General features: G+C 40.8%; 29 protein-coding genes. 12 read left to right on the top strand and 17 right to left on the bottom strand.

The window, feature by feature from the left end; all coding sequences use genetic code 11:
• Positions 1-37 precede the first annotated feature (37 nt).
• A complete protein-coding gene (gene pyrE, locus ACTJKG_RS14935; protein ID WP_172337316.1) occupies positions 38-697 on the bottom strand; it encodes an orotate phosphoribosyltransferase in 660 nt (219 codons plus the stop codon).
• Between pyrE and ACTJKG_RS14930 the strand changes: the two genes are divergently transcribed.
• Complete coding sequence (locus ACTJKG_RS14930; protein WP_172337315.1) at positions 696-1,334, top strand: NUDIX hydrolase; 639 nt, start codon at positions 696-698, stop codon at positions 1,332-1,334. The two genes, pyrE and ACTJKG_RS14930, sit on opposite strands and share 2 nt — an antisense overlap.
• Here ACTJKG_RS14930 and coaD read toward each other — a convergent pair.
• The 4 genes from coaD to nudK all read right to left on the bottom strand — a co-directional run bounded on the left by coaD (position 1,303) and on the right by nudK (position 3,568).
• On the bottom strand, positions 1,303-1,764 hold the full coding sequence (gene coaD, locus ACTJKG_RS14925; RefSeq protein ID WP_172337314.1) for a pantetheine-phosphate adenylyltransferase: 462 nt from the start codon (positions 1,762-1,764) through the stop codon (positions 1,303-1,305). The genes ACTJKG_RS14930 and coaD overlap by 32 nt on opposite strands.
• 203 nt (positions 1,765-1,967) lie before the next feature.
• Positions 1,968-2,321, bottom strand: coding sequence for a SnoaL-like domain-containing protein (locus ACTJKG_RS14920; protein ID WP_440739678.1), 354 nt, complete (start codon positions 2,319-2,321; stop codon positions 1,968-1,970).
• Positions 2,322-2,612: 291 nt separating this feature from the next.
• Entirely contained in the window at positions 2,613-2,993 is a 381-nt protein-coding gene (locus ACTJKG_RS14915) for a DUF4406 domain-containing protein (RefSeq protein ID WP_172337310.1), read from the bottom strand.
• Positions 2,990-3,568: a GDP-mannose pyrophosphatase NudK gene (gene nudK / locus ACTJKG_RS14910; RefSeq protein WP_440739677.1), complete on the bottom strand. Its 579-nt coding sequence runs from the start codon at positions 3,566-3,568 to the stop codon at positions 2,990-2,992. Before nudK ends, ACTJKG_RS14915 begins: the two co-directional genes overlap by 4 nt.
• 61 nt (positions 3,569-3,629) lie before the next feature.
• Here nudK and ACTJKG_RS14905 point away from each other — a divergent pair, with 61 nt between their 5' ends.
• Positions 3,630-4,379 (top strand): DeoR/GlpR family DNA-binding transcription regulator, encoded by a 750-nt coding sequence (locus ACTJKG_RS14905; RefSeq protein WP_440739676.1) that lies wholly within the window; start codon positions 3,630-3,632, stop codon positions 4,377-4,379.
• Between the two features lie 340 nt (positions 4,380-4,719).
• On the opposite strand, the gene rsmD is transcribed toward ACTJKG_RS14905, so the two are convergent.
• The 3 genes from rsmD to ACTJKG_RS14890 form a co-directional block, all read right to left on the bottom strand.
• Positions 4,720-5,259, bottom strand: a complete 540-nt coding sequence (rsmD, locus tag ACTJKG_RS14900) for a 16S rRNA (guanine(966)-N(2))-methyltransferase RsmD (RefSeq protein WP_440739675.1) — start codon at positions 5,257-5,259, stop codon at positions 4,720-4,722.
• Positions 5,235-6,047: a DUF3822 family protein gene (locus tag ACTJKG_RS14895; protein WP_440739674.1), complete on the bottom strand. Its 813-nt coding sequence runs from the start codon at positions 6,045-6,047 to the stop codon at positions 5,235-5,237. The genes rsmD and ACTJKG_RS14895 overlap by 25 nt, the downstream gene beginning before the upstream one ends.
• Positions 6,048-6,116: 69 nt before the next feature.
• Positions 6,117-6,590: a hypothetical protein gene (locus tag ACTJKG_RS14890; RefSeq protein WP_172337305.1), complete on the bottom strand. Its 474-nt coding sequence runs from the start codon at positions 6,588-6,590 to the stop codon at positions 6,117-6,119.
• Between the two features lie 54 nt (positions 6,591-6,644).
• Here ACTJKG_RS14890 and ACTJKG_RS14885 point away from each other — a divergent pair, with 54 nt between their 5' ends.
• A complete protein-coding gene (locus tag ACTJKG_RS14885) occupies positions 6,645-8,069 on the top strand; it encodes an ATP-dependent DNA helicase (RefSeq protein ID WP_440739673.1) in 1,425 nt (474 codons plus the stop codon).
• A 324-nt stretch (positions 8,070-8,393) separates the two neighbouring features.
• Entirely contained in the window at positions 8,394-9,227 is an 834-nt protein-coding gene (locus tag ACTJKG_RS14880; protein ID WP_440739672.1) for a nuclear transport factor 2 family protein, read from the top strand.
• A gap of 235 nt (positions 9,228-9,462) precedes the next feature.
• On the opposite strand, the gene ACTJKG_RS14875 is transcribed toward ACTJKG_RS14880, so the two are convergent.
• The 3 genes from ACTJKG_RS14875 to ACTJKG_RS14865 form a co-directional block, all read right to left on the bottom strand.
• Positions 9,463-9,789: a HesB/IscA family protein gene (locus tag ACTJKG_RS14875; RefSeq protein WP_172338270.1), complete on the bottom strand. Its 327-nt coding sequence runs from the start codon at positions 9,787-9,789 to the stop codon at positions 9,463-9,465.
• Positions 9,790-9,925: 136 nt separating this feature from the next.
• Positions 9,926-10,339 carry a Fe-S cluster assembly scaffold IscU gene (gene iscU, locus ACTJKG_RS14870; protein WP_076378185.1) on the bottom strand — a complete coding sequence of 138 codons (414 nt, stop codon included), beginning with the start codon at positions 10,337-10,339 and terminating at the stop codon, positions 9,926-9,928.
• A gap of 130 nt (positions 10,340-10,469) precedes the next feature.
• Complete coding sequence (locus tag ACTJKG_RS14865) at positions 10,470-11,681, bottom strand: IscS subfamily cysteine desulfurase (protein ID WP_172338269.1); 1,212 nt, start codon at positions 11,679-11,681, stop codon at positions 10,470-10,472.
• Positions 11,682-12,152: 471 nt separating this feature from the next.
• On the opposite strand from ACTJKG_RS14865, the gene ACTJKG_RS14860 reads away from it, so the two are divergent.
• From ACTJKG_RS14860 to prmA, 5 genes are all read left to right on the top strand, one after another.
• Positions 12,153-12,401 (top strand): type B 50S ribosomal protein L31, encoded by a 249-nt coding sequence (locus ACTJKG_RS14860; protein ID WP_166087813.1) that lies wholly within the window; start codon positions 12,153-12,155, stop codon positions 12,399-12,401.
• 66 nt (positions 12,402-12,467) lie between these two features.
• The gene (locus ACTJKG_RS14855) at positions 12,468-13,652 is read left to right on the top strand and encodes a GlmU family protein (RefSeq protein WP_440739671.1); all 1,185 of its coding nucleotides are present in this window, start codon (positions 12,468-12,470) and stop codon (positions 13,650-13,652) included.
• Between the two features lie 157 nt (positions 13,653-13,809).
• Complete coding sequence (gene tpiA, locus ACTJKG_RS14850; RefSeq protein WP_440739670.1) at positions 13,810-14,574, top strand: triose-phosphate isomerase; 765 nt, start codon at positions 13,810-13,812, stop codon at positions 14,572-14,574.
• Positions 14,575-14,711: 137 nt separating this feature from the next.
• Positions 14,712-15,185, top strand: coding sequence for a hypothetical protein (locus ACTJKG_RS14845; protein ID WP_172338266.1), 474 nt, complete (start codon positions 14,712-14,714; stop codon positions 15,183-15,185).
• A 36-nt stretch (positions 15,186-15,221) separates the two neighbouring features.
• Complete coding sequence (prmA, locus tag ACTJKG_RS14840) at positions 15,222-16,058, top strand: 50S ribosomal protein L11 methyltransferase (RefSeq protein WP_440739669.1); 837 nt, start codon at positions 15,222-15,224, stop codon at positions 16,056-16,058.
• A 110-nt stretch (positions 16,059-16,168) separates the two neighbouring features.
• On the opposite strand, the gene ACTJKG_RS14835 is transcribed toward prmA, so the two are convergent.
• Both ACTJKG_RS14835 and ACTJKG_RS14830 read right to left on the bottom strand, forming a co-directional pair.
• Positions 16,169-16,822 carry an NAD(P)-dependent oxidoreductase gene (locus tag ACTJKG_RS14835; protein ID WP_440739668.1) on the bottom strand — a complete coding sequence of 218 codons (654 nt, stop codon included), beginning with the start codon at positions 16,820-16,822 and terminating at the stop codon, positions 16,169-16,171.
• A 54-nt stretch (positions 16,823-16,876) separates the two neighbouring features.
• Positions 16,877-17,284, bottom strand: coding sequence for an Rrf2 family transcriptional regulator (locus ACTJKG_RS14830; protein ID WP_172338263.1), 408 nt, complete (start codon positions 17,282-17,284; stop codon positions 16,877-16,879).
• A 309-nt stretch (positions 17,285-17,593) separates the two neighbouring features.
• On the opposite strand from ACTJKG_RS14830, the gene ACTJKG_RS14825 reads away from it, so the two are divergent.
• The gene (locus tag ACTJKG_RS14825; RefSeq protein WP_172338262.1) at positions 17,594-17,935 is read left to right on the top strand and encodes a helix-turn-helix domain-containing protein; all 342 of its coding nucleotides are present in this window, start codon (positions 17,594-17,596) and stop codon (positions 17,933-17,935) included.
• Positions 17,936-17,965: 30 nt separating this feature from the next.
• Here ACTJKG_RS14825 and ACTJKG_RS14820 read toward each other — a convergent pair whose 3' ends face one another.
• From ACTJKG_RS14820 to mqnC, 4 genes are all read right to left on the bottom strand, one after another.
• The gene (locus ACTJKG_RS14820; protein ID WP_440739667.1) at positions 17,966-19,084 is read right to left on the bottom strand and encodes a GNAT family N-acetyltransferase; all 1,119 of its coding nucleotides are present in this window, start codon (positions 19,082-19,084) and stop codon (positions 17,966-17,968) included.
• Positions 19,085-19,168: 84 nt separating this feature from the next.
• Positions 19,169-19,369, bottom strand: coding sequence for a hypothetical protein (locus ACTJKG_RS14815; protein WP_172338260.1), 201 nt, complete (start codon positions 19,367-19,369; stop codon positions 19,169-19,171).
• 127 nt (positions 19,370-19,496) lie between these two features.
• Positions 19,497-20,048 carry an SMC-Scp complex subunit ScpB gene (scpB, locus tag ACTJKG_RS14810; RefSeq protein ID WP_440739666.1) on the bottom strand — a complete coding sequence of 184 codons (552 nt, stop codon included), beginning with the start codon at positions 20,046-20,048 and terminating at the stop codon, positions 19,497-19,499.
• A gap of 88 nt (positions 20,049-20,136) precedes the next feature.
• Positions 20,137-21,261 (bottom strand): cyclic dehypoxanthinyl futalosine synthase, encoded by a 1,125-nt coding sequence (gene mqnC, locus ACTJKG_RS14805; RefSeq protein WP_440739665.1) that lies wholly within the window; start codon positions 21,259-21,261, stop codon positions 20,137-20,139.
• A gap of 570 nt (positions 21,262-21,831) precedes the next feature.
• Here mqnC and ACTJKG_RS14800 point away from each other — a divergent pair.
• A complete protein-coding gene (locus tag ACTJKG_RS14800; RefSeq protein WP_440739664.1) occupies positions 21,832-22,401 on the top strand; it encodes a Crp/Fnr family transcriptional regulator in 570 nt (189 codons plus the stop codon).
• A gap of 85 nt (positions 22,402-22,486) precedes the next feature.
• Positions 22,487-23,617, top strand: a complete 1,131-nt coding sequence (locus ACTJKG_RS14795; protein ID WP_440739663.1) for a serine hydrolase domain-containing protein — start codon at positions 22,487-22,489, stop codon at positions 23,615-23,617.
• The last annotated feature ends 58 nt before the right edge of the window (positions 23,618-23,675 follow it).

The raw sequence follows: 23,675 nt of genomic DNA, 5'->3' as shown, positions 1-23,675 counted from the left end.
ATCAACGCAATTATCGGAATCAAAAAAATCGACGGTCTTAGCTAGATGCTATCTGCCCCCAGGCGGCCGGATTTTCGCGCCATTGTTTTAAAACGGCCACGTCTTTATCGGCAATGTATTGATGCTCTTCGGCGTATTTTATCAAAGCGTTATAGTTTGATAAGGTAACGAACGGACAGCTTGCTTGTTTAAAATTCTCGGTAGCTACATCAAACCCATAGCTGAATATGGCTGCAAGACCTGCAACTTCAAAACCAGCGGCGCGTAAGGCTTCAACGGCTTGTAAGCTGCTTTTACCGGTTGATATCAGGTCTTCAATAACTACCACACGTTTGCCGGTAGTGGTGGTGGCATCCCCCTCAATCAGGCTGCCGGTTCCGTGATCTTTTGGTTTTGAGCGCACGTAAATAAATGGCAGGCCCAGCTCCTGCGCTACCAGGGCGCCTTGCGGTATACCGGCCGTTGCTACACCGGCTATACAACCTACACTGCCAAATTTTTCCTGGATAGCAATGGTTAGCTGCTGACGGATATAAGTACGGATAGACGGATGAGAAAGTGTTACGCGGTTATCGCAATAAATTGGCGATTTCCACCCCGACGCCCATGTAAAAGGATTGTTAGGTTGTAATTTAATTGCTTTAATTTGCAGCAGGAATTCAGCAACTTGCTGCTCGATCTCATTATTATTAAACATGGCTCAAAAATACAGAATTTATATCAACGAAAAGGTTATCCTGTTAACTGAATCAGAACCACCCCACGTAGAAAGTTATGAACGGCTTGATGCTGAGACATTTGATCTGCGAATAATTTATACCTGGATACTGGCAAATCCTAAAAAGTTGTTCTATGTGCCCTGCGGAAATGCCAAACTTTTTTTAAAATCGGTTATCAAAAACATCACGCTTATTGAGGCTGCCGGCGGCCTGGTGATGAACACAGCAGGCGATTACCTGTTTATTTACCGTAACGATAAATGGGACCTGCCCAAAGGTAAAATTGAGAAGGATGAGAAGGTAAAAGAAGCCGCCGTGCGCGAAGTAGAGGAGGAGTGTGGCATAAAAGTGAGCAAGCTGAACGAGAAAATATGCAAAACCTACCATGTTTATATTAGCAGGGGTGAGGTAGTGCTCAAAAAAACGCACTGGTTTGCCATGGACAGCAAGGGCAAGGATAAGCTAAAACCCCAAAAGGAAGAAGGCATTACCGATGTGCGCTGGTTTAAAAAAGAGCATATCGAACCTATTGTGGAAAATACTTTTCCGTCAATTATGGATGTATTACATAAAGAAAAGCTGGTCACAAATAAGCTAATGCCTCTGCGGGGATAAACTGTGCCACATCGCCATGATGACGCATAATTTCGCGCACAATGGTTGAGCTGATGGACGAATAGCCTGGCTTGCTTACAATAAAAATGCTTTCAATATCGGGCACCAGGGCATGGTTCATCTGGGCTATGGCTTTTTCGTATTCAAAATCAGATACCGTACGTATCCCTCTGATCATGTAAGTGGCGCCGATGCTTTTGCAAAAATTTACCGTTAATCCTTCGTAAGCTACAATATGTATCCGCTCATCGTGTTTAAAAACCGCTCTGAGCATCTGCTCGCGGGTTTCTATACTAAGCAAACCCTGTTTACTGCTGTTAGCGCCTATGCCAATATAAACCTTGTCGAATAAATTAACCGACCGTTTTACAATATCAACGTGGGCTTTGGTAACCGGATCAAAAGAACCAGGGAAAAGAGCGATCTTCATTTTAGGCTGATGTTAATGCTTTGCTCAAAAGTAGGTTTTTTAGAGCCAGGAAGCAAGAGTCAAGAATCAAGAGTTGGGCGGATAAATGGGATAAAAAATTAAACCCATTGTCATCCTGAACATAGTGAAGGATATATTCTACGAACTGCAAATTCAATAACAGATGCTTCGTGCCTTAGCATGACAAATGGTTCTTTGGCTCATTATCCTATAAAAAACTGTTGACTAACAATTTTTCCGTTTTCAACTTTATAAACGCAGATCTCTTCAAGCATTTTAGTATCCTGGGCCTTAATGGTGAAATGCATAGAAAGAACCACACTGAAGTAGCTGCCGGCAAAAGTTGCTTCAGATACTTTAATATCATGGATATCTACAATAGCTAAAAATTGTTTCTCGCGCTCAAGCAGATTATGAAGACCAGTTATAGGCTCATTGTTATTATTGGGATCAATGCTTACGGCGTCATCAGCGTATAATTCGGTATAAGCTTCAACAAATTTAAGCTCATTACATAATGAAGCTAAACGATTGGCTATTTCTGGTAAAGTGTTCATGTTTTTGAGGTTATTGTTTGATAGTAACTAATGGTAATACTAAGCCAATTTTTACAACAACTCCTATTTAAAAGCAAAGGATGATACAGAAATGATATAACCATGCGCTATGATGGAAATGCGTCACCCTGAACTTGTTTCAGGACCTCACAGGACAGGTTAACTGCCCGGTTGTACACCTTGCTGGTGGGATGCCGAAATAAATTCGGCATAACTTCATGTATTAAAAAGAGTTATGCCGAAAGCAAGACTTACGAAGTTTTTAAAACTTCGTAAGTCTTCAAATAGTATTTACAATCCTCTCCCTGCCCCAACAATATCTTCCAACTGAAAATAAACTTTCAAACCACGTTCTTTCGCTATCCTCACATCTTCATCGGCTCCTTTGGATGCGCCTGGGATCCTTAAAACGGCATCACATTTGGTAAGCAGGCGCTGAGCCACAGGGTATAGTATCTCTTCATAGGCGGCATCACCCGGGTGTGTTGAGCCGGCTTGCTCCAACAGGGGAAGGGCAAACCATTCGCCAATTACGGGGATATGCCCGGCCCGGAATATCGGCAGCGCCATTTCTTCCAGTTTTTTTAAGTTTTGCGCCATCAGGTTTGGATCGTCATTGGTACCCGAGCGGTACGGGCCTGCTATTAAAATTACTAAAGGTGTAGTGGTCATGATATTAACTGATTAAGTTGTGCATATTGTAAAAGCATAATGGTTTTGCCATCTTTTATTTCGCCGGTTTGTACCATTTGCAGGGCCGTAACAAAGGGTAGTTCCAGCACCTCAATGTTTTCGTGCTCTTCTTCCAGTCCGCCACCGTCGCTTATCTTCATGTCATTTGTATATTCTGCTACAAAAAAATACAGGATCTCCGTTACCGAGCCCGGCGACATGTAAGCTTCGAATACTTTTTTTACATTGCTGATATGGTAACCGGTTTCTTCTTCGGTTTCCCGCCTGATGCAATCTTCGGCATTGCTTTGATCCAGCAGGCCAGCGCAGCACTCAATCAACATCCCGTTATCGTTGCCATTGATGTACGTAGCCACACGGAATTGTTTGGTGAGGATCACCGTTTTGGTATCCCGGTTGTATAAAAGTATGGTAGCGCCATTGCCCCGGTCATATGCCTCGCGGCTAAATTTTAGTATGGTGCCATCTTTTTTTGTAGCTTCAAAAATTATTTTCCGGAGGATGTACCAGTTGTCTGATAGTACCTCTGTTTTTAGAATTTTAATATCAGTCATGTATAATTTGATTAAAAATGATCAATTTTGATTATATTTGATCAAATGTAGAATTATTTAAATGAACTTTCAAAAAAGAAAGCAAAAAATATTGGAGCAATTGGACCGTACTGGCGAGGTTGACATTAAAGAACTGGCTACCGAATTGGATATTTCGGAGATCACAGCCCGGCGCGATTTGAACCAATTGGCCAATGATGGCCTTCTTTATCGCACCCACGGCGGCGCCATGAAAGTTGATCCTTTAGCTAAGCCGAAAGATTTTGCCAATAAAGCTGCGCAAAACGCCGATGTAAAGGATGATATCTGCCGTAAGGCGGCTGAGCATATTAACGATGGGGACATTATTTTTATGGATTGCGGCAGCACGGTTTTCAGACTGTGCCAGTTTATCAAACATAAAAAGATCAAAGTGATCACCAATTCGCTGCCGGTTATTTATGAGCTGCAAAACTGTTCGGTATCTATCAACATCATCGGTGGCGAGTTTAATAACGAGCGCCAGGCAACACATGGCAAAATAGCCAATGAGCACATTGCCAGGTATCATGCCGGTAAGGCTTTTTTGGGGGTGGATGGTATATCTGCTCGTGGTTTGTTTGCCAACAGCGAGCTGGAGGCCGAAATTACATCGATGTATATCAGCCAAAGCGCCTACACTTATGTATTATTTGATGATAGCAAAGTAGGCAAGGAGACCTACCTCAAATTTGCCGATATCAACCAGGTTGAAGCGGTTATCACCAATGCTGATGACGGAAAGCTTGCAGGATTTAAAGATACCGCGCTGACTATTTTGCAGGTGGGGTAGAACAGTGAATATCCAATTTATTCAGGATAATATGCTGGATTGGAACTGTCTGTCAGAAAAATTTCGTATCTTTATAACATAAGCAGCCCGGGTCTCTTTCTACAGAGACCCGGGCTCTTTTATTAAGGGATAAAACGGGGCAAAAATTAATTATTTTTCCTATAGTTATTTGATAGCCAATAAATTAATACTTTTTAAAATTTTAAAATCGCCCCAAAATCGGATTGAAATTTGTTAAAAAGTGTTAAAATCGATGATTTCGAATAAATTTTGAGCCCTTTTTGCCCGTTTTCGAACCGAAATTTGTTAAAATTAAAGGTTTAAAAAGTTTTTGGAAGGCTTATTCCGCATGCCTGAAAAAAGAAAACGACGAATGCCCATATTTTCGCTGCTCTACAAAACTTGGATGATTGTTGAGATTTTGCATAGATTGATGTTCTACGATCAGCAGCCCATCGGGTGCCAGGAGGTTGCGCTCAAAAACTATCTTGGAAATTTCCGGGATCTTGTTGAGGTCGTAAGGAGGATCGGCAAAAATGAGGTCGTATTGCTCGGTTTCCATTAGGAGGTACTTAAAAACATCCTCCTTGTAGGTCTTTATCTGTTCCTGCCTGTGCTGGCGGGATATATCTTTCAAATAGTTTACGCAATGAATGCTACGGTCGACAGAGATCACCTGCGCGGCGCCCCTGGAAGCGAATTCCATAGATATGTTACCTGTGCCGCTAAACAAGTCAAGTACCTTAATATCCTCAAATTCAATCTGATTTTGGAGGATATTGAATAAGGCCTCCTTAGCCAGATCAGTTGTAGGGCGTACCGGAAGATTTTTGGGTGGGTTGAGCCGTAACCCCTTTAAACTGCCCCCGATGATGCGCATAAAGATAAAGCAGCGAGTGACAATATTTGGTGAGCGGAGATTTCGGCGGGGATTTGCACTATCTGTAACCGGTTAAGCTGCACCTGTCCAAAAAATTCAGCTAAGTGTTCGATCCTTTTATCGTCTGTGTCGATATCGCCGTTTAAATAGATATGAACATCGGCTGGTTGCAAACCCAATTCGTTTACTACAAGCGCTATAAAGTAAGTTAGCTCGTCGTTATTTTGGAACGCGAACCGGTTATAAAAACGTAAAACATTCCCCTTAAAGGCCACAATTTCAACTTGTGATTCATTTAAGTTGAGATACAGATCATGATCGGCTGGGTTATTTTGAGCAATGGCCATTATCCACCCTTTTGACGAAAAAACACTGTTACGCAGGCCAAATTCTTCGGCTGCGTTAATAATTGTGCTGTCGGTTTTGTAAATAATGGTGTTGTGGCTATCCAAAGCTTGAGCGGATACTTTTTCGCCTGGTTGGACGTCCAAAAAGCGGGCAAAATCGGTAACATGATCCTGGCTGAAAAGGCTTTGCGGTATCAGGGTAAAACCATTAGCCGGCAAACCTACAACTACCTGTTTGTACTTGGCTGATAGGAGGTCGAGTAACTCCTGCGGGTTGGTCAACTCGTCCAGAGGGTGCATATCGGCGCACGCAACCAGTTTATCCTGATCAGTAATCGCGTACGAAAATGTGGCTTTATCAATCTGTATCAATAAATTATAACGTTCGGCCTCATCAAGACTAAAGTTATCATCATGGTAGTTGTAATTGTATTCGCTCATGCCAGTTTAACAAAAGTAATATTTTTCGGCAGATACTTTAGATACCGCAATTAAAAAAGCATTGTTTGATTAAAAGCCCCGTCCGCCCAAAAATAACGTTAAAAGGATATAAATGAGCACTGGCCATAAAACAGACCTGGGGTAATAATCATCGTCGGGAAAATATTTCTTAAAGAAATATCTTGTCAAAACAATACCAGCTAAAATATTGAAAAATAGGGTTATACAAAATAATTGAAAAATAGGCATTATCTGGCTAAACGATGTTACCGGGGTGCCGCCTGATGCAAACTTTCGAAATGCTTCCAGATCGGGTTTAATATTAAGTGCCTTAACAATAAACAACAAAAGAACATTGCCCAGCAATAAAAATAGGATTACCTGGCTTATTACCCACTTATAGCCCGCTACCCATAAATTGATGATGAGCAATATACCTGCATATAATGGGCTGAATACAGCAAACCAGAATATGGCTCGCCTGGAATATATTTCAACATAGTCTCCTCCGGTTTCTTCTATTTTATCTTCATCAAATTCCATGGTCAAATTTATAAAAATGCTGATAAGTAATTAACTTATCGTCATTTTTGCAAAGTGACTGAATTTGATCATATACGTAAGGCCTTTCCGCATCAACCTACCGGGCAGCAACTGGAGTTGTTTAACCGCTTACATGAATTTTTGCTGAGCAATGATGGGGATGAGTGTTTTATACTCAAAGGGTACGCCGGTACGGGAAAAACCACGGTATTGGGCGCTTTAGTAAAGGCTTTAAGGGAGTATAAATATAAAGCCGTTTTGCTGGCACCTACCGGTCGCGCGGCTAAGGTAATCACCAACTATTCGGGGCGTAAAGCATTTACCATACACAAGCGGATCTATCGCAAAAAATCGGCTTTGACTTTGGATGATGGCTTTGCCATTGCAGATAACCTGGCCAGCGACACGCTCTTTATTGTAGACGAGGCTTCGATGATATCTGACGAGCCGGGCGGCCTAAACCGTACATCGTTGCTGTACGACCTTTTACGATACGTTTACAACGATAAAAATTGTAAACTGGTATTGGTGGGTGATACCGCCCAATTGCCCCCTGTAGGCTCTGAAAACAGCCCTGCGCTTGATGGAGGTTTGATGAAGGATAAGTTTGGACTAACCGTGTTTGGCTATGAACTGACTGATGTGCTTAGGCAGGGAAAAGACTCAGGGATACTGTACAATGCTACCCGCATACGTGATATTATCCGGGCAAAGGAAATAAGTGCCCCAAAAGTAGTCACCAAAGGATATAAAGATGTATTCCGGATGACGGGGGAGCGTTTGCCCGAGGGGTTGGAATATGCCTACCGCAAATATGGATATGATCGTACGCTGATCATCTGTCGCTCTAATAAAAACGCCAACCTGTACAATGGGCAGATCAGGAACCGGATATTGTACCGGGAAGAGGAACTTACTGGCGGCGACCAGATCATGGTGGTGAAAAATAACTACTTCTGGCTGCAGGAACAGGACGAAAGCAGCACAAACTTTATAGCCAATGGCGATATTGCCCGGATCAGGAAAGTGCGCAGGATAGAGGATATGTATGGTTTCAGGTTTGCTGATGTGCAAATTGAGTTTATTGATTATGCGGAAGATCCGGTGCTGGATTGTAAAATATTGCTGGATACGCTGTATGCCGATTCCCCGGCCCTATCCCAGGCCGATCAAAAACGGTTTTACGAAGAGGTGATGAAGGATTATGAGCAAATGGTCAACAAAAGGGCTATGCACAATGAATTGAAGCAAAATCCCTATTATAATGCCTTGCAGATCAAATTTGCTTACGCCATTACTTGTCACAAGGCCCAGGGTGGGCAATGGGACGCGGTATTTGTTGATCAGGGTTATGTGACCGACGAAATGATCAACATGGATTTTCTGCGCTGGTTTTATACCGCCGTAACCCGCGCCACCACCGAGCTTTTCCTGGTTAATTTCGACGGTAGGTTTTATGCTGCTCCGGCCGAGGAATAGGCAAAAGTGGGTTTACATGGTTTACACTTTTTTATGGTTTACATATATTTAAATAGTTGGTTATCAATTATTTAAATTAAAAAATACTGTTATATTGTTGAATTTATGTTAACCCACTTTAAGCCATAAATTACTCGTATTGGATGGCACCTATTTTACCTTTATACCGAAAATATTGCTACCTTTAAAGCATAATTACTTTTACCACATATCAAACAAGGATTGCCAAAAATCCGGCCTGTTAAGCAGGTTATCAAGAGCACTGAACTATTAGTGCCAGTGTTTCCGCGAACTAAATTTTACATCATTTTTTTATCAATAGTAATGAAAATTACCAATCTGCAGGCAATGGCTGTATCGTGCATTTTACTGTGCTCCGGCTTGCCCGCCAAAGCAAATACCATTATGGATACTACAAATAATAAACAAAAAGTACTGTCATTTTATAAACTAATTGTTGGTCAGCGACGGGTCGAACTGATCCCTGAATTTGTGCAGGAAGATTATATTCAGCATAATACAACCGTAAAACAGGGTAGGGTAGGTATTACCGAAATGATCAATTATCTAAAAACGTTACCATTACCACCGGCCGGTGCCAAATCACCTATCATCAGGGCTATACAGGAAGGCGACCTGGTAGTGACCCATCTGGATATCGAATTTATGGGTAAGCGTATGGCTGTTATCGATCTGTTTAAACTAAAGAATGGTATGCTGGCCGAACACTGGGATGCGATACAAACGATGCCGGATCAAACCGGTATGGCTATAACCGCTACCAATGGAAGCAATGAAATTGACCAAAGTGCCTCTGCTACAGAAAGTAAAGCCGTTATTGATCAATTTTATCAGGCTGTAATTCAAAAAGTATCCGTAACTGATTTGATAAAGCCAGACTATGTGGAGCATGATCCAGCAGTAATTTATAGCGGTAAAGGCCTGGGTGCTTATTTGACCGCCGATAGTGATCGGCAAATTAAAATACACCGCATTATTGGCGAAGGTGATTTTGTTGTTGTTCAATCAGAGTTCAAACGAGCTGGAAAAGCTTTCGTATTTTATGAAATATTCAGGGTTGAGCATAGTAAAATAGCCGAACACTGGGTGGTAGAGCAGACAATCCCGGATGGGGTGGAGCCGGATGCTATGTTTTGATACATCAACAAATACGTCATGCCGAACTTGTTTCGGTATCCCACAAGTAAAGCATAATCATGCTGGTTAACCTGTCCTGAGGGATCCTGAAACAAGTTCAGGATGACAAACAAGCACAACGTAAGACTTATGAAGTTTTTAAAACTTTGTAAGCCCTACGTTGTGCAAATCAAGTACGGCAAAAACAAAAGAGGCTCCAATTTGGAGCCTCTTTTAAATATATTCATGGTAATTGTTATACAGAAAAGCTTTCGCCGCAACCGCAGGTACGACTGGCATTGGGATTATTGAATGCAAAGCCTTTACCATTTAAGCCATCAGAAAAATCAAGCTCTGTACCGGCCAGATAAAGGAACGATTTCATGTCGAGCGCGAAACGCAAGCCACGATCTTCAAAAAATTGATCACCCTTTTTTTCTTCGTTATCAAAATCAAGATTATAAGATAAACCAGAACATCCACCACCCTGAACAGATACACGCAGAAAATAAGAGGCATCAAGCCCCGCATCCTGCATCAGGTGGTCTATTTTACTTTTTGCTTTATCAGTTACAGTTACCATTGTTATTCTTTTTAGTATCAAGTAATTAGTATCATGTATCAAGACAAATGTCTCGCAAATACCTTACCATTTTTTATTTCAAGTAGCTAGTCAATACCCAAAATCGTGATACTTGATACTAACTACCTGACACTTATTAATGATGTACTTTTTCGCTTTCAATTGGCGCTAAGCCATTTTTTACGCGGAAATCATTAATAGCCGCCTTGATAGCGTCCTCTGCTAAAACTGAGCAGTGAATTTTTACCGGTGGTAAAGCTAATTCTTCAACGATGTCCATGTTGTCTATTTTCATTGCGTCGTCGATGCTTTTTCCTTTTAACCACTCTGTAGCTAAAGATGAAGAAGCGATAGCCGAACCGCATCCGAAAGTTTTAAATTTTGCATCGGTGATAACATTGTTATCATCAACCTGTATCTGCAAACGCATTACGTCGCCGCACTCAGGGGCACCTACTAAACCGGTACCTACTTTGTGGCTGCTTTTATCCAAAGTGCCCACATTGCGGGGGTTAGTATAGTGATCGATTACTTTATCTGAATATGCCATTTTCTTTTAATTATTGAATTAGTGAGTTAGTGAATAATCTGAACTCGTAATATTTTGTTTTTTTAAAGCATCTGCACATTTGAAACGGCGAAGTCTTCAACGCAGTTAATCTGCACATCTGCATATTTTATTAGTGTTCTGCCCACTCAATAGAGTTAAGGTCGATGCCTTCTTTAAACATTTCCCAAAGTGGTGATAGTTCACGCAGGTGGGTAACCGCTTTTTTGGTTACTTCAACCGCATAATCAACTTCTTCTTCGGTAGTGAACCTGCCTAAACCAAAACGGATAGACGAGTGTGCCAGATCATCTGATAAGCCTAAGCTTTTCAGTACATATGATGGTTCCAATGAAGCTGATGTACAGGCTGATCCTGAAGATACAGCCAAATCTTTCATGGCCATCATCAAACCTTCACCTTCTACATATTTGAATGATATGTTAGCTACGTGTGGCAAGCGGTGATCCACGTTACCATTTACATAGCTTTCTTCCAATACAGTTAATGCACTTTGCAGTTTATCACGTAAAGCTGAAAGGCGTTTTGCTTCGCTTTCCATTTCCTGGCCGCAAAGCTCGCAAGCTTTACCTAAACCAACAATACCGGGAACGTTTAAAGTTCCTGAGCGCATGCCACGTTCGTGACCGCCGCCGTCCATTTGAGCTGTAACTTTAACACGTGGACCTTTACGACGAACGTATAAAGCACCAACGCCTTTAGGACCATATATTTTGTGTGCCGATAAAGCCAGCAGGTCAATACCATCAGCATTAACATCAACAGGTATTTTACCAACAGCCTGGGTAGCATCCGTCATAAACAATGCGCCATGTTTGTGTGCAATGGCTGCAATTTCCTTAACTGGCTGCACTACACCAATCTCGTTATTGCCATACATGATAGATACCAGGATGGTTTCTGGTGTCATGTTTTTTTCCAGCTCAGCCAGATCGATCAACCCGTCTTCTTTTACCTGAAGATAAGTAACCTTTCCTCCCAATTTTTCTACGTGTTTGCAGGCATCAAGCACAGCTTTATGCTCGGTAACGGCAGTAATAATGTGGTTACCTTTATCTTTATACATTTCAAATACACCTTTAATGGCAAGGTTATCTGATTCAGTAGCGCCCGATGTAAAAATGATCTCCTTGTCAGATGCGCCGATTAATTTGGCTACCTGCTCACGTGCATAATCAACAGCTTCTTCAGCCACCCATCCAAAAGCATGGTTACGGCTTGCAGCATTACCGAATTTCTCGTTAAAATAAGGTAACATCGCTTCCAGGACCCGTGGATCCATCGGAGTTGTTGCATTATTATCTAAATAAATTGGGATATTCATATCTTAAGTATATTAACAAGAACAAAGATACGCAAGATTTTATTTAAATTCATTCAAAACAATTGGTAAAATATCAATCCTGACCTTTAATTTACAATATTTGGACATGAACAGGGTAAGGTGTGTAAGTATTGCTATAAATGATATGGCAACTGGCGATAATATATATGAAAAGTTATTAAAAAAGACGGATTTGTATAGTTAAGGGATGACCCAAAGTCAGGAGCTCATAATCAATAAGTGGTTTTTTTTATACTTTAAAAGAGTAAATAAATATTGATAGGGCTGTGGTCTGAAGTAAATTAAAATAAAGCTGAGATGTGTTTTGTGCTCAATAACAAGTAGTTCCCGGGTGCTATTGGTTGATTTTGACATCAAATAAAACTTTTAGCTTTTTGACTTTTTAATTTTGAATTTTTAATTATATTTGCGCCTCTTTTAAAAAGTACAGAAGGTATAAGTTTATATATAATGAAAAAAGATCTGCATCCATCAAACTATAGATTAGTTGTATTCAAAGACATGTCAAACGACTATTCTTTCATAACTAAATCTTGCATCGATACCCGTGAATCAGTAAAATGGGAAGACGGTAACGAGTATCCATTAGTGAAATTAGAAATTTCGCATACATCTCACCCTTTCTACACCGGTAAAATGAAACTGGTTGATACTGCAGGACGTATCGATAAATTCCGCTCACGTTACAACAAAAAATAATTTTTTGTTGAATTAAATATTTACAAGTCGCCCGATACATCGGGCGACTTTTTTTATTTTTGTGCCATGTCTATTATTCTTTTTGACGATAACGCACGCCAAACGCTATTACCCCTGACACATACCCGGCCTGTTGCTGATTTGCGGTTGGGGATATTAACTATAGCCGAAAAGTGGGCAAGACATTTAAATACAATATCTTCTTTTCATACTGCCGATTACTTACAGGCTAAATATCCTGCCAGGATCGGTACTGATAATTTATTTATAAACGGAGCCGTTTGCCCGGATGAAAACCTGCTGGAGGCTATCGATAAACTGCAAACCGGGCAGGCGCTTAAATATAACGACTTACTGCTGGCTGTAAGGCTAAATCAAACCGACGCGGGCAATTTTGATCCGGAAGCCGGGTTTGGTAGCGTAATTAGTTATACAAGCCTTTTTGTGGCTATCCGTTATCCGGAGGATATTTTCAGGAAGAATGATATTGAATTGCGTAAGGATTTTCAATTGCTTACCAAAGGACGTACGAGTGCGGTTGTAAGCAGCACAAACGTAATTATCGGTAATGATTTTTTTGCCGAAGAAGGCGCGGTTGCCGAATGTTCTACATTTAATACCACCAACGGGCCAATATATTTATCCGGCAATACCGAAGTTTGGGAAGGTACCCACATTCGCGGCCCTTTTGCCATTTGCGAACATTCGCAGGTGAAAATGGGGACAAAGATATATGGCGCTACAACGGTTGGGCCATATTCACGAGTTGGCGGCGAAATCAATAACGCGGTGATCTGGGGATATTCATCTAAGGGGCATGAAGGCTACTTGGGTAACTCTGTACTGGGTGAATGGTGCAATATTGGAGCCGATTCCAATAACTCCAACCTCAAAAATAATTATGCAGAGGTAAAACTGTGGGATTATACGACGCAGCGTTTCCGTAAAACAGGACTGCAATTCTGCGGTTTGATCATGGCCGATCATGCCAAATGCGGTATCAATACCATGTTCAATACCGGTAGCGTAGTAGGGGTAGGGGCTAATGTTTTTGGTGCAGGCTTTCCGCGTAATTTTGTACCTGATTTTTCATGGGGGGGCGCAGCCGGTTTTGAAGTTTACGTGCTCCATAAAATGCTCGAAACCGCGCAAAAAGTTTTTGAACGCCGTGAACACCGGACGTTTGATGAAACCGAACAGGATATATTGAAGAAAATATTTGAATTAACTGAAGAATACAGACGGTTTTAGTATTATTTATTTTGTCTGAATCAGAATTTTCAGAATTTAAGGATTAACAAGATTTTGGCTTATCAATTTTGAAAATTCTTAAATTCTGATTCAGACAACCTAATCAACCCAACCAACTGCATAAACTCACTAAACATAATCAACTAAAAACGACATCATGAGAAAAAAAATTGTTGCCGGTAACTGGAAAATGAACCTTGACTATAATGAAGGTTTGGGTGTATTTTCTGAGATCATCAATATGGTAAAAGATGAAGTGACCGGTACACAGGAAGCGGTTATTTGCAGTCCGTTCATACATCTGCATAGCCTGGTACAACTGGCAAAAGGATATACCAAAGTTTCATTAGGGGCACAGAACGCCCACCAGGCGGAATCCGGAGCATATACCGGCGAAACATCTGCTAAGATGATCAAATCTACAGGTGCCGCTTATGTGATCCTGGGCCACTCAGAACGCCGCCAGTATTTTGGCGAGACTAATGAATTGCTTGCCAAAAAAACAGATACTGTACTGGCAAATGATCTTCGTCCGATATTTTGCATTGGCGAAACCCTGCAAGAACGCGAAGCTAACCAGCATTTTGATATCATCAAAAGCCAGCTGGTTGAAGGTGTGTTTCACCTGGATGCCGCTCACTTTTCCAAATTAGTTATTGCGTATGAACCAGTTTGGGCTATTGGCACAGGTGTAACCGCGTCATCAGAACAAGCACAGGAAATTCACGCGTTTATCCGTAACGAGATTGTTGCCAAATACAGCCAGGAAGTAGCCGATAACACCACTATTTTATATGGAGGCAGCTGCAACCCTAAAAACGCCCCCGAGTTGTTTGCCCAGCCAGATATTGATGGTGGGTTAATTGGCGGCGCTTCCCTTAAATCGCGCGATTTTGTGGATATTGTAAAAGTATTCAATTAAATTAGATAAGAGATGTGAGATATGGGATATGAGGCAAATAACACCAAGCTTTTTTATGCTTGAAACAGAATAGGCTTTAAGGTGTTTAATGGAGCATCCAATAATATCAAATCTAATATCTCACATCTCAAATCTGCATGAGGAAGCTGTTAAAAGTTATTTTACCCATCTTAATTGATTTCGGCATTTATTGGGCCGTGGTTGAGTATAATATGCCCAGTCACCCCATGAAGCTGATTGAGATAGGTGATGGTAATTTATACAGTTTAATGGCTTACTTTCACCTTTTCTGGCCCCTGTTACTTGCGGTTGGCATTTTAACTCAGTACCTCATCGTAGTGCCCTTATGGGATAACTACGCTGTAAAAAGCTTCAAAGCGCGTTTAATTATCGGGGTTTGTATTGCGGTAGTTTGTATAGCCTTTGCGGGCTCTATCAGCTACATTATATGGGATCAGGCCGAAGGGACTAAGCCTTTCTATAGCTTTTGGTGGTATTTATCAGAAATTCAGCTTTTTTACTGGGTAATTACCTTTGTCATTCTGTTTTTGATGGACAGGCGCAAGTTTGCCAAAACACCAATGCCAGAAGCGGTTGAAACCCCGGTGTAAAGAAATACTCACCCCTGATTTTACTAATCATTAATAATGAACTATTACGAATTACTTTTTACCACCATCACTACCGAAGATTATCAGCAGGACCTGCTGATCAATGCTCTGGGCGAGATTGGTTTTGATACTTTTGAAGAACTGGAATTTGGCTTTAAGGCTTATATACCGACCGATGATTTTGATGAACAGCAATTGAAAGAGCAATTGTTGCCGTACCAGGATATGTTCACCTTTAGTTATGAGATAACCCTTATCCCGCAAAAAAACTGGAACGAAGTATGGGAAAGTAATTTTGAACCGATAGAGATAGGGGATAAAATATACGTGCGCGCTACTTTTCACCCGGCTAAGCCTGAGTTTCCTTATGAGATCGTGATCGATCCGAAGATGGCTTTTGGTACAGGGCACCATCAAACCACATCTATGATGCTGGAATTGATCCTGGAAAATGATTTCGCTGGTAAAAAAGTACTGGATATGGGTTGTGGTACAGGTATCCTGGCCATTATGGCCGCTAAACTGAACGCTGCCGAAATTGCCGCGATAGATTATGATTCGGTATGCTATGACAGTACTATCGAAAATTCTGCCCTTAATCATATAACCAATATCACTCCGTTGTGTGGCTCAAAAGAAGTGATCCCGAATGAGCAATATGATATTATCCTGGCCAATATTAACCGTAATATCCTGCTCGATCAAATGGAACGTTACGCCGAGGTGTTAAAGCAAGGAGGAGAAATTTATTTCAGTGGTTTCTATGAGTCGCCAGACCTGGAGATCATTACCGATGAGGCGCGGAAACATGGCTTAAAATACATCAGCCACAAAAAAACGAATGACTGGGTAGCTGCCAAGTTTGTAAAGTAGCAAACTCTTTTAATATGTCATCCTGAACGCAGTGAAGGATCTATCGACGCTTATGTATGTCAGCTAATAGATGCTTCGCTGCGCTCAGCATGACAAGTAAAGAAGGACTATTAGTAACCCAGAGTAAACCTCCGTTTGATAAACTGGTTATTTTCCAGTTCATCAATAACTGCTACAGCGAGGTCCTCAATAAGAATATTGTTTTCTCCTTTTTCATTAAATACCGGTTGATCGGTACCTAAACGGAATTTCCTGGTGGGTTCGCCGTGCGCATCAGGGTGCATATTAATCGCCGGACTTAAAAATGTCCAATCCAGATCTTCTTCTTTGCGAAGGATGTTTAAATAATCACGTGCTGCAGAGGCGCCTGGTTTGTAAGCTGCAGGAAAGTTAGGAGAATCAACCAGTTGAAGACCAGGGGCTATTTCCAGGCTTCCTGCGCCTCCAATAACCAACAGGCGCTTAACACCTGATTGCTTTACCGCTTGCTGGATAGCTTCAGAACCTGCGATAAAATCATCATAGATGTTAGGGTTTGTCCAACCAGAGTTGTAAGCGCTAATTACAGCGTCATGACCTTTAAGTACATCAGCCAGGCTATCAACATTAAATACGTCAACAGCTTTTATGGTTAATTTACTGTTGGTGATATTTAGTTTTTTGGGGTCGCGGGCAATAGCGCTTACCTCGTGTCCGCGTAATAAGGCTTCTTTTAAAATGGTTTGGCCTACATTGCCTGTGGCGCCTATCAATGCTAATTTCATAATGGATTTGTTTTTATATGTAATTTAATTTGTTACAGTTTTGTTTAAAAAAAATTATTTAAATTTTTGGCTAAAATCTGCCAGGGTAATTTTAGTTAATTTACCAACGATGGCCGTATCTACTTCGGCAGCCAAATCATCCAGGTGTTGATTGATTTGGCGGCCAACAGCACAGGCGGGATTTGGGAGATTTTTTGCCTGTCCCAGCGCCGGGTGGCTTTTTACTGCCTTGTATACATCGGCCAATACAATTTTGGCCGAAGCTTTTGCCAGGCTATATCCGCCGGTTTTCCCTTCTTTACTGTTGATCAATCCGTAGTTGCGCAGGTTTCGTATTTCTTTACGCACCAATACCGGGTTTATGTTGATGCTGCCGGCAATATACTCAGACGATAACAGATCATCGCCCGCCTGGTCAAGAAGGGTGAGGATATGGATTGCTATCTGAAATTGCCCGTTCATCTGTAATTAAAAAAGTTACAGTACAAAAGTAGGATTTATAATTTTATAACAATGAGGATTTTGATTATATTAACATTAAATTACTTTTTGCTGATAAATAATAACTTAATTAAGAATTAATGTGCTGATTTAATGATTGTTAAGAATACACTTCTGTGCAGCAAAAAAACCTTAAACGAAGATTGTTTAAAAAAGTTTCACTTTTAAATAAAAAAAAATGCAAATTAGTTGATAATTAGCGTAATAATAAATACTATTGTAAAGTAATTAACTTTCGCGAAACCTAACTATTACTATTATTAAACTTACATGAAAACACTTGGGAAAAAAATCAGACTGTTACGTCATCAAAAAGGGTGGAGCCAGGAAGATGTTGCAAAACGATTAGATATCTCTATTCCGGCCTTTTCAAAGATTGAAACCGGAATAACAGACATCAATTTATCGAGACTTGAACAAATTGCAACTTTGTTCGAAATGTCTGTTGTTCAGTTGCTTACCTTTAATGATGCTGAGCATGATCAGAAATTTGTTAATGAACTTGAAACCGTTAATAAACGTTTGATGGATCGGGAAACAGAGGTTATCGATCTGCAAAAGAAAGTGATCGAATTATTCGAAGAATTAAGGCACTCAAAAGCTACAGCATAATTTTTAACGCCCGGTGTAATGCCGGGCTAGTTAAAAAATATAACGCATTGTTAAATGCTTTTTGCCAAATGTGGCCCCTACAGCACTGTGGATAGCTATCATTTTCTCGTTAAAATCTCCAACCCACGATAGTTCCAGCTCATCATATTGCTTTAAAGGCAAAACGTATTCCTTTAACTTGATAAATATAGCCGATTCCAAACCATGCTTCTGGAATTTTTGTTTGGTGCCCATTACAATGGCACGCATACGGGATACACCCTTCCAGCGGTAATACAAAAATTTAAGTTTGCCGATCAGGTTTAACTTTCCGTTAAGTGGTTTAAGCATCTGATTGGCATCGGGTAAAATGATGATAAATGAGGCTGGTTCATCGTCGATATAGGCAAACCAGATGAGTTTTTCATCCATCAGGGGTTTCATCTTCTCAAAGCTTTCGGCGATGGTGGCATGCGTTATGGGGACGAAATTTTCAAAATCGCGCCAGGCGTCATTGTATATCTCTATAAAATCGGCGGCAAATTTTTCCATTTCCTTTACCCGGAAATGCCGGAAATCATACCCCGGTTTTTTGATCACCCAATTAGCAATTTTAGTGAACCGCTCTGAAAAAGGCTTATGCACATCCAGGTGATTGGTGATCTGTTCGTAAAGGGTTTTAAAACCATAAGCTTCAAAAAAGGCCTTATAGTAGGGAGGATTGTAATTCATCCCGTAGGAGGGATGGGTAAAGCCCTCTACCAGTAATCCCCAGAAATTATCGTTCTCGCCAAAATTGATAGGGCCGTCCATAGCTTGCATGCCGTTATCCTGCAGCCATTTTTTAGCAGTATCGAACAATAGAAAAGCAGCATCCTGGTTATCAATACATTCAAAAAAGCCCATCCCACCGGTTGGCTGTTCGTAATGATAAGCCTTTTTATTATTGATGAATGCAGCCACACGGCCAATTAATTGGTTGTTATCATCGGTAAGTATCCAGCGGGTGCATTTTCCATCCTGGTGAAAGTTGTTTTTTGCCGGATCAAATACAGCTTCAATATCATTATCAAGCGGACAAACCCACGTTTTATCATCTTTATAAATAATACGGGCTACGTTTAAGAATGCTTTTTTAGTGACTGTTTTTTTTACTTCTGTAATGGTCATAGGGATGTTGCTGACGGCCAAATATAAAAAAAAGCATCCAGGGCATGCCACTGAATGCTTTTGTAAATGGGTGTATCTTAAAAATTAAAAGTCGTCGTCGTCGTCATCGTCAAAAGACTCGTATCCTCCTCTGCCCAGGTCATCATCTAAAGGTAGATCATAATCATCCTCATCCTCATCAATCACTTTTTTCTTTTTTGGAGTAAGCGATAGATCATCATCGTCATCATTTTCGTCTTCTGAGTTGTCGATCTTTTTAGTGCTCGGTTTTTTTGGCGTTCCCATTGTAACGGATTTTTTTAGTAAAACTTTATCAATATAATTTAAATCGGCCTTAGGTTGTTTTTATTCTGGCGGCTAATTCAGTAGTAAAAATAATTAAAATCATTTTTATTAAAAATATCTTTTAAAATTATTCTGTTTGTTCGCCTATGGCCACGGTGTTGGTTGTAAAATCCTTAATCTGAGGTAATTCATCTATGCTATTTATACCAAAGTAGTCCATAAACATGCCGCTGGTGCCATATAAAATGGGTTTTCCTACGCCTTCCGACTTCCCAATTATAGCGATCAGGTCTTTTTCCAGCAATTTTTGTATCGAATAATCACAATTTACACCGCGTATCTGCTCCACATCGGTTTTGGTTACCGGCTGCTTGTAGGCAATAATAGCCAGTGTTTCTAAAGCAGCCTGACTTAACCTTTTTTTGGAACGCTGCAGCTGTAATAAGTTAATAACCGGGTGGTATTGTTTTTTGGTGAGAAATTGGTACCCATTGTTGATTTTTACCAACTCAATGGCCAGGCTGTCATCACTATACTTGTTTTTGATAGCTGTTAAGCTTTCATTCACCTCGTCGGCAGTGAAATCACGCTCAAAGGCCGCCTGGAGACAGTACATGATCTCCTCCATACGAATACCTTGCTCCGACGCGAAAATTAATGCCTCTATATGATGCTCCATGTTGGTGAGTGGTGAGTGGCGAATGGTGAATGGTGAATGGTTAGGTAACTCCTATTTTCCACTCACCACTCCCTATTCACCACTCACTTTAATAGTTAATAACCTGTTCTTCAATTTCGGCGGGAATGTCGCGCCAATCATATTTCTGGGTACGTAGTTGTGGCTCAAAGCCAGCTTCTTTGATAGAATCCTGGATGCCTTTGGCGGTAAACCTGTGGGGAGCCCCCGCTGCTGATACCACATTTTCTTCGATCATGATAGAGCCAAAATCATTGGCACCGGCATGTAAACATATCTGTGCCACCTGTTTACCTACGGTGAGCCATGAGGCCTGTATGTTTTTGATATTAGGCAGCATAATACGGCTTAGCGCTATCATGCGGATATATTCATCACCGGTTACATTATTGGTGATGCCACGAACTTTGCGTAACAATGTGCCGTCATCCTGGAAAGGCCAGGGGATAAAGGCCACAAATCCATATGCACCTTCGGGTTTTTCTGACTGTACCTCGCGAATCCAAACCAAGTGTTCAAAGCGTTCTTCGATAGTTTCGATATGGCCAAACATCATGGTAGCTGATGTTGGCAGATTAAGCTGATGAGCTGCCCGCATCACGTCCAGCCATTCTTTGCCACCACATTTACCTTTGGATATCAGGCGGCGAACACGGTCGTTCAGGATCTCGGCGCCGGCGCCAGGTAATGAATCAAGTCCGGCCTCTTTCATGGCCCTCAGCACATCTATATGAGCCATACCTTCTAGTTTGGCTACGTGCGCTATCTCCGGCGGACCTAATGAGTGTAGTTTTAGCTTAGGATACAGCTGTTTCAACTCCCTGAACAGATCAGTATAAAACTGAAGACCCAGATCGGGGTGGTGACCTCCTTGCAGCAGCAACTGATCGCCACCATAGCGGAAAGTTTCCTCAATTTTCTTTTTATAGGTCTCGATATCAGTGATGTAGCTATCCTCATGGCCAGGTCTGCGGAAAAAGTTGCAGAACTTGCAATTGGCGATACAAACATTGGTCGTGTTCACATTGCGGTCTATCTGCCAGGTAACCTTGCCATGCGGAACCTGCTTTTTACGCAGTTCGTTGGCGGTATACATCAAATCGGCAGTAGAGGCATTATTATATAGATAAACCCCTTCGTCCTGGGTTAAAAAATCAAACCGCAAAGCGCGTTGCAACAGATCGGCTGTGTTCATTTAACAAAGATAAAGTTTTAGACGATGAATAGTTTCATGTGGATAGTAAGATTGACAAATTAATGAGTTTGCTGTTTTTGAAATTTATTTTTAGGATTCCATGCATCTTAAAAATATTTCCTCCGGAGAAACCTTTTTAAACCTCAAATTTTAACACTTTTCGCTTCAAAACCGAGATAAAAACGGCTCAAAATTTATTAAAAACATCGATTTTAACACTTTTTAACAAATTTGAACACTGTTTTGACGCACTTTTAAAACTTTAAAAAGTATTAATTTATTGATTGTCAAATAACTAAATACCACGCGATCGGTTTTTGTGCTCTTTTTATTTTTAACTAAACAGCCCGGTTCTCGTTAATGGAGAACCGGGCTGGTATTTTATACAATATACAAAAAAATTATCAGATAATTATAACGGGCCCTTAGCTTATATAAGTTAAAGGCCGGGGCTTTGCAGTAGCGAATGCCTGATTATGATTTAAGGGCTTTTTTAATTTAAGCATTTTGATAACTCATTTATACATACTTCACGTAATTTAGTATTTGGTTATGATAAAGTTGTGAATAATGGAAGAGTTTATAAATTGTTTATCAAAATACAGTACACTTAGTGGGCAGCATATTGAATTGATAACCAGCAAGGCTAAATTATTAAACTTAAAAAAGGGCGATTGCTTTTTAGAAGTTGGCCGGGTAGCTAAACAATTTGGGTTTGTAATGGAAGGAGTTTTACGGGTTTGTTGGTATAACGAAATTGGCGAGGATATTACAAGAGCATTTATACCGGAATATCATTTTGCGCTAAACGTTTCAAGTTTTAATAACGAAACACCATCTGAAGTTTGTTTTGAGGCTATTGCTAATTGCAAATTGCTGGTTTTTTCCAAAAAAGACATGGCCGGGCTGGCGAATGCAATTCCTGGCTGGAATGAGATTCTTTTAAAAATTACCGCTACGGCATTAACCAATAAATCAAAAGTAAGCCAAAATATGCTTACGCAGGATGCGACAACGCGATACCTGGAATTTCTGAAAATTTATCCAGGCCTGGCAAACCGGACACCCTTATCGGCTCTTGCTTCTTACCTGGGGATTAAGCAATCTTCTTTAAGTCGCATTAGAAGAAAGATCATTTAATTTTTGCCATATGGCAAAAAAAATGCGCTAAGGTAGTCGCAATTTTGGTGTTTCTAATATTAATGAAATGTTAACAAACTCCACAATGGCTACGGAAAAAAACCGGGCCAATATCAACAACTGGAAAACCAGGCCGTTTAACCGCTGGTCTTTTCATCACGTTAAAAAGTTTATTCCCTCAATAGCCATCGCGAATGATATTCAGCATCAAAATTTGCTGGAAAACGCTCCGGTATCTATCAAGGGATTTATACTTAAACAACTGTTAAAGGCTACGGCAACTGATGCTGTAGTTATTCTTCATAAAGGTAAAATTGTATATGAAGCATACGCCAACGGCAATGATGAACATAACCCGCATATCCTGATGTCTGCTACTAAAGCGGTGGTTGGGCTTGTTGCTGGTATTCTTGAACATCAAGGAGCAATAGATCTGAGCGCTCCCGTTTCCGCCTATATTCCGCAAATTATTGGAACAATCTATCAGCAGGTAACCTTGCGCCAGCTATTGGATATGCGTGCCGGGATAGTATTGGATGAAGATCAGCAAAAGCAGTATGATATAGCGACAAATTGGGAACCGGTACCCGAAGGAAATGAGCCTTTGGGTTTGCACGATTTTTTTACCCGGTTGAAGTCATCCGGAAAATTAACGGATCAAAATTTTAGTTACGTATCCGCCAATACCGATCTGTTAGGATGGGCCCTTGAATGCGCCACAGGGCGCTCATTTAATACACTATTGAGCGATCTGATCTGGAAGCCAATGGGGGCCGAAAATGAGGCTTACATAACGGTTGATAAATACGGGGCACCAAGATGTACGGGTGGACTTTGCGTAACTGCCCGTGATTTTGCCCGTGTAGGCCAACTCATTATAAACGAGGGGATGCATAATTCGACGGAAATTATACCCCCATCATTAATAAATGATATCACAAGCAATGGTGACGGTGATGCCTGGGCCAATGGCCAATGGGGTAAAGCTTTTGCACCTATCAGCAAAAACATGAGCTATCGTAACGGTTGGTATATGATTAATGATGAACCCCAAATAATGTTTGCTATGGGTATTTATGGCCAGAATCTTTTTATTGACCGGGCTAATGATATGGTAATTGCCAAGTTCTCGTCATGGAAAGAACCAACAGATTATGTAGCATTGCCGTTAACGCATCAACTGGTTAAAACTGTCAGAAGCTCTTTAAGGGTTTAATTTTCGCCCCTGCGTTTATTTGCAGGTCAGGGTACTGAAAGATCAAAATTCCATAAAA

The sequence above is a fragment of the Mucilaginibacter sp. 22184 genome, from assembly GCF_052045695.1.
Classification (GTDB): Bacteria; Bacteroidota; Bacteroidia; order Sphingobacteriales; family Sphingobacteriaceae; genus Mucilaginibacter.
This window is presented reverse-complemented; position numbering and strand designations above follow the sequence as displayed.

Excerpts from the sequence above, each read along its gene's own strand:
- ACTJKG_RS14930 (WP_172337315.1), top strand. The coding sequence starts at position 696 with ATGGCTCAAAAATACAGAATTTATATCAACGAAAAGGTTATCCTGTTA.
- pyrE (WP_172337316.1), bottom strand. The coding sequence starts at position 697 with ATGTTTAATAATAATGAGATCGAGCAGCAAGTTGCTGAATTCCTGCTG.
- coaD (WP_172337314.1), bottom strand. The coding sequence starts at position 1,764 with ATGAAGATCGCTCTTTTCCCTGGTTCTTTTGATCCGGTTACCAAAGCC.
- ACTJKG_RS14920 (WP_440739678.1), bottom strand. The coding sequence starts at position 2,321 with ATGAACACTTTACCAGAAATAGCCAATCGTTTAGCTTCATTATGTAAT.
- ACTJKG_RS14915 (WP_172337310.1), bottom strand. The coding sequence starts at position 2,993 with ATGACCACTACACCTTTAGTAATTTTAATAGCAGGCCCGTACCGCTCG.
- nudK (WP_440739677.1), bottom strand. The coding sequence starts at position 3,568 with ATGACTGATATTAAAATTCTAAAAACAGAGGTACTATCAGACAACTGG.
- ACTJKG_RS14905 (WP_440739676.1), top strand. The coding sequence starts at position 3,630 with ATGAACTTTCAAAAAAGAAAGCAAAAAATATTGGAGCAATTGGACCGT.
- rsmD (WP_440739675.1), bottom strand. The coding sequence starts at position 5,259 with ATGCGCATCATCGGGGGCAGTTTAAAGGGGTTACGGCTCAACCCACCC.
- ACTJKG_RS14895 (WP_440739674.1), bottom strand. The coding sequence starts at position 6,047 with ATGAGCGAATACAATTACAACTACCATGATGATAACTTTAGTCTTGAT.
- ACTJKG_RS14890 (WP_172337305.1), bottom strand. The coding sequence starts at position 6,590 with ATGGAATTTGATGAAGATAAAATAGAAGAAACCGGAGGAGACTATGTT.
- ACTJKG_RS14880 (WP_440739672.1), top strand. The coding sequence starts at position 8,394 with ATGAAAATTACCAATCTGCAGGCAATGGCTGTATCGTGCATTTTACTG.
- ACTJKG_RS14875 (WP_172338270.1), bottom strand. The coding sequence starts at position 9,789 with ATGGTAACTGTAACTGATAAAGCAAAAAGTAAAATAGACCACCTGATG.
- iscU (WP_076378185.1), bottom strand. The coding sequence starts at position 10,339 with ATGGCATATTCAGATAAAGTAATCGATCACTATACTAACCCCCGCAAT.
- ACTJKG_RS14865 (WP_172338269.1), bottom strand. The coding sequence starts at position 11,681 with ATGAATATCCCAATTTATTTAGATAATAATGCAACAACTCCGATGGAT.
- ACTJKG_RS14860 (WP_166087813.1), top strand. The coding sequence starts at position 12,153 with ATGAAAAAAGATCTGCATCCATCAAACTATAGATTAGTTGTATTCAAA.
- ACTJKG_RS14855 (WP_440739671.1), top strand. The coding sequence starts at position 12,468 with ATGTCTATTATTCTTTTTGACGATAACGCACGCCAAACGCTATTACCC.
- tpiA (WP_440739670.1), top strand. The coding sequence starts at position 13,810 with ATGAGAAAAAAAATTGTTGCCGGTAACTGGAAAATGAACCTTGACTAT.
- ACTJKG_RS14845 (WP_172338266.1), top strand. The coding sequence starts at position 14,712 with ATGAGGAAGCTGTTAAAAGTTATTTTACCCATCTTAATTGATTTCGGC.
- prmA (WP_440739669.1), top strand. The coding sequence starts at position 15,222 with ATGAACTATTACGAATTACTTTTTACCACCATCACTACCGAAGATTAT.
- ACTJKG_RS14835 (WP_440739668.1), bottom strand. The coding sequence starts at position 16,822 with ATGAAATTAGCATTGATAGGCGCCACAGGCAATGTAGGCCAAACCATT.
- ACTJKG_RS14830 (WP_172338263.1), bottom strand. The coding sequence starts at position 17,284 with ATGAACGGGCAATTTCAGATAGCAATCCATATCCTCACCCTTCTTGAC.
- ACTJKG_RS14825 (WP_172338262.1), top strand. The coding sequence starts at position 17,594 with ATGAAAACACTTGGGAAAAAAATCAGACTGTTACGTCATCAAAAAGGG.
- ACTJKG_RS14820 (WP_440739667.1), bottom strand. The coding sequence starts at position 19,084 with ATGACCATTACAGAAGTAAAAAAAACAGTCACTAAAAAAGCATTCTTA.
- ACTJKG_RS14815 (WP_172338260.1), bottom strand. The coding sequence starts at position 19,369 with ATGGGAACGCCAAAAAAACCGAGCACTAAAAAGATCGACAACTCAGAA.
- scpB (WP_440739666.1), bottom strand. The coding sequence starts at position 20,048 with ATGGAGCATCATATAGAGGCATTAATTTTCGCGTCGGAGCAAGGTATT.
- mqnC (WP_440739665.1), bottom strand. The coding sequence starts at position 21,261 with ATGAACACAGCCGATCTGTTGCAACGCGCTTTGCGGTTTGATTTTTTA.
- ACTJKG_RS14800 (WP_440739664.1), top strand. The coding sequence starts at position 21,832 with ATGGAAGAGTTTATAAATTGTTTATCAAAATACAGTACACTTAGTGGG.
- ACTJKG_RS14795 (WP_440739663.1), top strand. The coding sequence starts at position 22,487 with ATGGCTACGGAAAAAAACCGGGCCAATATCAACAACTGGAAAACCAGG.